Origin of the sequence: Streptomyces bambusae (assembly GCF_019400985.1) — a bacterium.
Taxonomy (GTDB): Bacteria; Actinomycetota; Actinomycetes; order Streptomycetales; family Streptomycetaceae; genus Streptomyces; species Streptomyces bambusae_A.
In genome coordinates this window covers 1-7,369 of the sequence record NZ_WTFF01000352.1, presented here as the reverse complement: position 1 = coordinate 7,369, position 7,369 = coordinate 1, and the positions used below count along the sequence as shown (strand labels likewise).

Sequence of the window (7,369 nt, the reverse complement as noted above, 5' to 3'; positions counted from 1 at the left end):
TGGCGGCCGTCGCCGGCGGCGGGCCGGGCGGGAGTGGTCCGTGCCGTACCCGACCAGGACGTTGCCCGAGCCGGACTCGGCCTGACCGCCCTCCACGGTGTCGGCCGCACCGGCCGACACCGCCTCCGGCGAGCCCACGGCGACCGTCAGCAGCGGCGCCCCCACGGGCAGCTCCGTGCCTTCCTCGCCGAACCGGGCGGTGACCACACCGCCGTACGGGCAGGGCACCTCCACCATGGCCTTGGCGGTCTCGACCTCGACGACCGGCTGGTCGATCTCGACCACGTCGCCGACCGCGACCAGCCAGCGCACGATCTCCGCCTCGGTCAGGCCCTCGCCGAGGTCGGGGAGCTTGAACTCCAGTACCTGAGGCATCAGTTCTCCCACTGAAGGCGGGCCACGGTGTCCAGGATCCGGTCGACGCCGGGCAGGTGGTGCTTCTCCAGCATCGGCGGCGGGTACGGGATGTCGAACCCGGTCACGCGGAGCACGGGCGCCTCCAGGTGGTGGAAGCACCGCTCCGTGACGCGCGCGGCGATCTCCGCGCCCGGGCCGCCGAAGCCGTTCGCTTCGTGGACCACGACCGCGCGTCCGGTGCGGCGTACCGAGGCGACCACCGTCTCCTCGTCGAACGGCACCAGCGAGCGCAGGTCCACGACCTCCAGGTCCCAGCCCTCCTCGCGGGCCGCCTCGGCGGCCTCCAGGCACACCGGCAGCGACGGGCCGTACGTGATGAGGGTGGCACTCGTGCCGGCGCGGCGCACCAGCGCCTTGCCGATGCCCGGGACCGCCGTCGGGGCGGCCGGGTTCCACTCGGCCTTCGACCAGTACAGCCGCTTGGGCTCCAGGAAGACCACCGGGTCGTCCGAGGCGATCGACGCCCGCAGCAGCCCGTAGGCGTCCTCCACCGTCGCCGGGGTGACCACGTGCAGGCCGGGGGTGGCCGTGTAGTACGCCTCGGAGGAGTCGCTGTGGTGCTCCACGCCGCCGATCCCGCCGCCGTACGGCACCCGGATCGTGATCGGCAGGGGCATCGCGCCCCGCGTTCTGTTCCGCATGCGGGCCACGTGCGAGATCAGCTGCTCGAAGGCCGGGTAGGCGAACGCGTCGAACTGCATCTCGACGACCGGCCGGAGGCCGTACATCGCCATGCCCACGGCCGTGCCGAGGATTCCGGCCTCGGCCAGCGGGGTGTCCGTACAGCGGTCCTCGCCGAACTCCTTGGTGAGCCCGTCCGTGATCCGGAAGACGCCGCCGAGCGTGCCGACGTCCTCGCCCATGACGTGGACCGTCGGGTCCTCGGCCATGGAGTCGCGCAGGGCCCGTCCCAGCGCCTGGGCCATCGTGGCCGGCTTCACTGCCACCGTGGTCATGCCTGGGCCTCCGCATCCAGCTCGGCACGCAGCATGGCCGCCTGCTCCCGCAGTCGGTCGGTCTGCTCCGCGTAGACGTGCGTGAACAGGTCCATCGGGTCCAGCACCGGGTCGGCGTTCATCCGCTCGCGCAGGGCGGCCGCCATCGTCTCGGCCGCGTCCTTGGCGGCCTGGATGCCCGCCTCGTCCAGGATGCCGCGCGCGGTCAGCTCGCGCTCCAGCAGGTCCACCGGGTCGTGCTCCCTCCAGGCGGCCACCTCGTCGTCCTCCCGGTAGCGCGTGGCGTCGTCGGCGTTGGTGTGGGCGTCCATCCGGTACGTGATCGCCTCGACCAGGGTCGGGCCGCCGCCGGAGCGGGCCCGGTGGACCGCCTCGGCCAGCACCTCGTGCACGGCCGCGACGTCGTTGCCGTCGACCAGCCGGCCGGGCATGCCGTACCCCACGGCCTTGTGCGCGAGGGTCGGGGCGGCCGTCTGCTTGGCCAGCGGGACGGAGATCGCGAAGCCGTTGTTCTGCACGAGGAAGACCACCGGGGCCTGCCAGACGGCCGCGAAGTTCAGCGCCTCGTGGAAGTCGCCCTCGCTGGTGCCGCCGTCGCCGACCATGGCGAGGGCGACCACGTCGTCCCCGCGCAGCCGGGCGGCGTGCGCCACGCCCACCGCGTGCGGCAGCTGGGTGGCCAGCGGGGTGCACAGCGGGGCTATCCGCGTCTCGCGCGGGTCGTAGCCCGTGTGCCAGTCGCCCCGCAGCAGGGTCAGGGCCTGCACCGGGTCGAGGCCGCGGGCGACGGCCGCCAGGGTGTCGCGGTAGCTGGGGAAGAGCCAGTCCTGCTCGGACAGCACCAGCGCCGCCGCGATCTCGCACGCCTCCTGGCCCACCGTGGAGGGGTACACCGCGAGCCGGCCCTGCCGGGTCAGCGCGGTGGCCTGGGCGTTGTACCGGCGCCCGCGCACCAGTTCGGCGTAGCACCGCCGCATCAGGTCCGGGTCCAGCTTCTCCGCGGCCGGCGTACCCAGCACCCGGTAGGGCTCGGGGTCCGGGAGCAGCGGGGCGGCATCCGTACGGGGCCTCCAGGCGGGCGGCGGGGTGGGACGGTAGGACGCACCGGCGCCGGGCAGCTCTTGGACCGTCATGGCGGCGTACACCTCCTCGTGGGAAGCGGGCAGGGTGAGCGCCGGGCCGCCCCCGGCGGTGGCCGGGGACTGAAGCGCCTCACCTACCGATTGTTCGGTCGTCCGCACATTTTGGCTACAGGCACCTCCAGGCTGTGGACAAAGTGGCGCCGGGGCCCTGGGATGGATGCAGGACGTCCAGGACAGGGAGGCCGGGGGCAATGGCGGATGAACAAATGGCCGGAACGGGTTCCGCACCGGTCACAGCGGGTGCGGTGACCGGCCCGGCCGGCATACCGGACACACCGGGTACCCCCGGCACACCGGGCGCGACCGGAGCGCCCGCGGCCCCGCCCCCGCCCCGCCCCCTGGACCCGATCGACCGCTCGATCCTGCGGCTGCTCCAGACGGACGGCCGGGCCTCCGTCCGGTCGGTCGCCGAGCAGGTCCACGTCAGCCGGGCGAACGCGTACGCCCGGATCAACCGGCTGATCGACGACGGCGTGATACGCGGCTTCACGGCCCGCGTCGACCACGAACGCGCGGGCCAGGGCGCCTCCGCGTACATCACGCTGAAGATCGTCCAGAACTCCTGGCGCACCGTGCGCGAGAAGCTGCGCGAGCTGCCCGGCGCCGCCCACATCGCCCTGGTCAGCGGGGACTTCGACGTCCTGCTGCTGGTGCACACCCCCGACAACCGCACCCTGCGCGAACTGGTCCTCACCCGCCTGCAGGCCATGCCGGAGGTCCTCTCCACCCACACCCTGCTGGTCTTCGAGGAGACCGACTTCCTGGACCCGGGCACCCCGCGGGGCCCCGCGCTCGGCGAGGACTGAAACGGCCCCGCCCGCGCGGACGCGGACGGGGCCGGGGCAGGCGCGGGCGGGTCCGGGCGTGGACGCGGACGGGTCAGCCGGCGGTCCGCAGGCCGTCGAAGGCCAGCCGGACCACGGCCTCCGCCAGCTGGTCGCGGTCGGCCGCGGAGTGCGGCTTGTACCACTCCACCAGCGAGTTCACCATGCCGAAGAGCAGCCGGGTGGCGAGCCGGGTGTCCAGGTCGCCGCGCAGGTCGCCGTCGGCCGCGGCGGCGCCGAGCAGCTCGGCGACCCGGTGGTCGAACTCGCGGCGGCGCTCCAGCGCCCACCGCTCCGTACGGGTGTTGCCGCGCACCCGCAGCAGCAGCGTGACGTAGGGGAGTTCGGTGACCAGCACCTCCACCGTGCGCCGGGTGACGTACTCGACGCGCCCGACGGCGCTGCCGGTCGTGGCACCGGGCTCGTCCAGGATCGCGAAGAGCCCGTCCAGGGCCCGGCTGACGGCCCGCTGGAGCAGCTCCTCCTTGCCCGCGACGTGGTGGTAGATGGAGGACTTGGAGATGCCGGCGGCCTTGGAGAGGTGCTCCATGGAGGTGCCGTCGTAGCCCCGCTCGTTGAAGACCTGCACGGCCACCGACAGCAGCGTCTCCGGCGTGTACGTGTCGCGCCTGGCGGTGGTCATGAGGCGGAATCCTCCTCGCCGTCCCGGTAGCCCGCCCGGTACAGCGCGAGGGAGGGCGCGTAGCGGCCGCCGGGGCAGCGCTCGTCGAGGTGGTGCAGCAGGTCGTAGGCCCAGTCCCGGCCGAGCCGGTCGTGCCATTCGGCGGGGCCGAGGGGGTAGTTCACGCCGGTCTTCATGGCGGTGTCGATGTCCTCGGCGGTGGCCACCCCGCGGGCGACCGCGTCCGTGGTCAGGTCGATGAGCATCGCGACCGTACGGGCGACGATCATTCCCGGCACGTCGCCGATGACGCTGACCTGCTTGCCGAGCTTCTGGAAGAGGCCGACGGCCTCCGCCAGGGTGCGGGCGGAGGTGTCCTCGCCCGCGGACAGGGCGATCCGGGTGGCGCCGCGGTAGTCGAGCGCGAGGTCGAAGTAGACGACGTCGGCGAACTCGATCGAGGTCTTGCCGTCGGCGAGCACCAGCTGCCCCTCACCGGGCAGCTGGATGTACGGGCCGCCGGTCTCGGCCGTGGTGACCGCGATCCCGGCCTCCTCCAGCAGGTCCACCAGCTCGGCGGCCGGCCCCAGGTCACCGACCACGGTGACCTTCTCCGGCGCCTCCTCGGGGGCCGCGGTGTGCGGCAGCGGGGCCGTCGCCTCCGCGCCGTACGGGTACCAGCCGTGCCCCGACTTGCGGCCGAGCCGGCCCGACTGGACCAGGCGGCGCTGGGCGAGCGAGGGGGTGAACTTGGGGCTGCGGAAGAAGGACTCCCACACCGAGCGGGTCACGGCCTCGTTGACGTCCTGGCCGATCAGGTCGGTCAGCTCGAAGGGGCCCATCCGGAAGCCGCCGCTCTCGCGCAGCACCGCGTCGATGGTGGCGGGGTCGGCGCCCTGCTCCTCGTACACGGCGAAGGCCTCGGCGTAGAAGGGGCGGGCGATCCGGTTGACGATGAAGCCGGGGGTGTCGGCGCAGCGGACCGGGGTCTTCCCCCAGCCGATCATCGTCTCGTACGCCTGCTCCGCGGCCTCGGGGTCGGTCGCGAAGCCGCTGACCACCTCGACCAGCGGCAGCAGCGGCGCCGGGTTGAAGAAGTGCAGGCCGACGAAGCGGCCGGGGTGCGCCAGCGGGCCGGCCAGCTCGGTGACGGAGAGGGAGGAGGTGTTGGTGGCCAGCAGGGTGTCGGCCGGGACCACCGCTTCGAGGGCCGTGAACAGCTCGCGCTTGACACCCGCGTCCTCCACGATCGCCTCGATCACCAGCCCCGCCCCGGCGAGGTCGGCCAGCGCGGAGGCGGCCCCGAGCCGGCCCACGGCGGCGTCCGCCTCGGCCCGGTCCAGGCGGCCCTTGGCCACGAGCCGCTCGACCCGGCCGGCGACCGCGTCGGCCGCGTCCTGGGCCCGCTCGGGCAGGGCGTCGTGGAGCAGGACGGGGTGGCCGGCGAGCAGGGCGACCTGGGCGATGCCCTGGCCCATGGTTCCGGCGCCGACGACCGCCACGGTGCGGGAGCGCTCGATAGCTGTCATGTCCCCGATCCTCCCGCATGGGTTGTCCACAGGCTCGGTCGGCCCTCTTGTCCCGACCGATCGTTCGGTTACTCTAACTCCAGTCTGCTCCGCTTCGCCCGGCTCAACGAGGAGTTGGTCTTGATGGCCGCCGCCGACCTGTCCACCGCCCAGCTTTCCGAGAAGCACCGGTCCACCCTCGACCAGGCGCTGGAGGCCATCCGCACCCGCGCCTACTGGTCCCCGCACCCCGAGCACCCCAAGGCCTACGGCGAGACGGCCCCGGCCGACGGCCTCGCCGCCTTCCAGGCCTTGCACGGCACCCGCCTGGACCTCGGCCAGCCCGGCACCGACGGCTGGGTGGGCGGCGAGGTGTCCCCGTACGGCCCCGAGCTCGGCGTGGAGTACCCGCACGTGGACCCGGACGTGCTGCTGCCCGCGATGAAGGCGGGCATGGCCGCCTGGCGCGACGCCGGGCCCGAGACCCGCGCCCTGGTCTGCATCGAGATCCTGGCCCGGATCAGCGCGCGCACCCACGAGTTTGCGCACGCGGTCATGCACACCAGCGGCCAGGCGTTCATGATGGCCTTCCAGGCCGGCGGTCCGCACGCGCAGGACCGCGGCCTGGAGGCCGTCGCCTACGCCTACGAGGAGCAGACCCGCGTCCCGGGCCAGGCGCACTGGTCCAAGCCGCAGGGCAAGAAGGACCCCCTGGAGCTCGGGAAGACCTTCACGGCCGTGCCGCGCGGCATCGCGCTGGTCATCGGCTGCAACACCTTCCCCACGTGGAACGGCTACCCGGGCCTGTTCGCCTCCCTCGCCACGGGCAACGCGGTGCTGGTCAAGCCGCACCCGCGGGCCGTCCTGCCGCTGGCCCTGACCGTGCAGGTGGCGCGCGAGGTGCTGGCCGAGGCCGGCTTCGACCCGAACCTGGTGGCGCTGGCCACCGAGCGCCCGGGCGAGGGCATCGCCAAGACCCTGGCCGTCCGCCCCGAGGTCAAGCTGATCGACTACACCGGCTCCACCGAGTTCGGCGACTGGCTCGAGGCCAACGCCCGGCAGGCGCAGGTCTACACGGAAAAGGCCGGCGTCAACACGGTGGTCGTGGACTCCACCGACAACTACAAGGGCATGCTGGCGAACCTCGCCTTCTCCCTGTCGCTCTACAGCGGCCAGATGTGCACCACCCCGCAGAACCTGCTGATCCCGCGCGAGGGCATCGCCACCGACGCCGGCCACAAGACCTACGACGAGGTCGTGGCCGACATCGCGGCCGCCGTGGGCGGGCTGCTGGGCGACGACGCCCGGGCCAACGCCCTGCTGGGCGCCCTGGTCAACCCCGGCGTGAAGGAGCGGCTGGAGGCGGCGGCCGGGCTCGGCGAGGTCGCGCTGGCCTCCCGCGAGGTGGCCAACCCCGAGTTCCCGGGCGCGGTCGTGCGCACCCCGGTCGTGGTCAAGCTGGACGCGGCCAAGCCGGACGACTCCGCGCCCTACCTGTCGGAGTGCTTCGGCCCGGTCTCCTTCGCCGTGGCCGTCGACTCCACGGCCGACGCGCTGGAGCTGCTGCGGCGCACGGTCCGGGAGAAGGGCGCGATGACGGTCGGCGCGTACACGACCTCGACGGACGTCGAGCGGGCGGTGGAGGAGGTCTGCCTGGAGGAGTCCGCGCAGCTCTCCCTCAACCTCACCGGCGGGGTGTACGTGAACCAGACCGCCGCCTTCTCCGACTTCCACGGCTCCGGCGGCAACCCGGCGGCGAACGCGGCCCTGTGCGACGGCGCCTTCGTCTCCAACCGCTTCCGCATGGTGGAGATCCGCCGCCAGGCCTGACGGCGCGAGGCGCGCGGGCGCGGGCGCGGGGAGCGGGCGCGAGGCGCGGGCGCGAGGCGCGGGCGCGAGC

Annotated in this window: 7 protein-coding genes; 2 read left to right on the top strand and 5 right to left on the bottom strand. The window is 73.6% G+C overall.

Annotation, left to right across the window (positions count from 1 at the left end; genetic code table 11):
• The 3 genes from GPJ59_RS31140 to pdhA form a co-directional block, all read right to left on the bottom strand.
• Positions 1 to 375 (bottom strand): biotin/lipoyl-containing protein (locus GPJ59_RS31140; protein WP_308120582.1); only part of this gene is annotated, 375 nt, incomplete at its 3' end.
• The gene (locus tag GPJ59_RS31135) at positions 375 to 1,373 is read right to left on the bottom strand and encodes an alpha-ketoacid dehydrogenase subunit beta (protein WP_219671265.1); all 999 of its coding nucleotides are present in this window, start codon (positions 1,371 to 1,373) and stop codon (positions 375 to 377) included. The genes GPJ59_RS31140 and GPJ59_RS31135, both read right to left, overlap by 1 nt.
• Complete coding sequence (pdhA, locus tag GPJ59_RS31130) at positions 1,370 to 2,506, bottom strand: pyruvate dehydrogenase (acetyl-transferring) E1 component subunit alpha (RefSeq protein ID WP_219671264.1); 1,137 nt, start codon at positions 2,504 to 2,506, stop codon at positions 1,370 to 1,372. The genes GPJ59_RS31135 and pdhA overlap by 4 nt, the downstream gene beginning before the upstream one ends.
• Positions 2,507 to 2,706: 200 nt before the next feature.
• On the opposite strand from pdhA, the gene GPJ59_RS31125 reads away from it, so the two are divergent.
• Positions 2,707 to 3,321 carry an Lrp/AsnC family transcriptional regulator gene (locus GPJ59_RS31125; protein WP_219671263.1) on the top strand — a complete coding sequence of 205 codons (615 nt, stop codon included), beginning with the start codon at positions 2,707 to 2,709 and terminating at the stop codon, positions 3,319 to 3,321.
• 73 nt (positions 3,322 to 3,394) lie between these two features.
• On the opposite strand, the gene GPJ59_RS31120 is transcribed toward GPJ59_RS31125, so the two are convergent.
• Both GPJ59_RS31120 and GPJ59_RS31115 read right to left on the bottom strand, forming a co-directional pair.
• Positions 3,395 to 3,982, bottom strand: coding sequence for a TetR/AcrR family transcriptional regulator (locus GPJ59_RS31120; RefSeq protein WP_219671262.1), 588 nt, complete (start codon positions 3,980 to 3,982; stop codon positions 3,395 to 3,397).
• Complete coding sequence (locus GPJ59_RS31115) at positions 3,979 to 5,490, bottom strand: 3-hydroxyacyl-CoA dehydrogenase (protein ID WP_219671261.1); 1,512 nt, start codon at positions 5,488 to 5,490, stop codon at positions 3,979 to 3,981. Before GPJ59_RS31115 ends, GPJ59_RS31120 begins: the two co-directional genes overlap by 4 nt.
• 123 nt (positions 5,491 to 5,613) lie before the next feature.
• On the opposite strand from GPJ59_RS31115, the gene paaN reads away from it, so the two are divergent.
• Positions 5,614 to 7,299 (top strand): phenylacetic acid degradation protein PaaN, encoded by a 1,686-nt coding sequence (gene paaN / locus GPJ59_RS31110; RefSeq protein ID WP_219671260.1) that lies wholly within the window; start codon positions 5,614 to 5,616, stop codon positions 7,297 to 7,299.
• Positions 7,300 to 7,369: the final 70 nt, after the last annotated feature.

Coding starts and splice junctions, on each gene's coding strand:
- GPJ59_RS31135 (WP_219671265.1), bottom strand. CDS start 1,373: ATGACCACGGTGGCAGTGAAGCCGGCCACGATGGCCCAGGCGCTGGGA.
- pdhA (WP_219671264.1), bottom strand. CDS start 2,506: ATGACGGTCCAAGAGCTGCCCGGCGCCGGTGCGTCCTACCGTCCCACC.
- GPJ59_RS31125 (WP_219671263.1), top strand. CDS start 2,707: ATGGCGGATGAACAAATGGCCGGAACGGGTTCCGCACCGGTCACAGCG.
- GPJ59_RS31120 (WP_219671262.1), bottom strand. CDS start 3,982: ATGACCACCGCCAGGCGCGACACGTACACGCCGGAGACGCTGCTGTCG.
- GPJ59_RS31115 (WP_219671261.1), bottom strand. CDS start 5,490: ATGACAGCTATCGAGCGCTCCCGCACCGTGGCGGTCGTCGGCGCCGGA.
- paaN (WP_219671260.1), top strand. CDS start 5,614: ATGGCCGCCGCCGACCTGTCCACCGCCCAGCTTTCCGAGAAGCACCGG.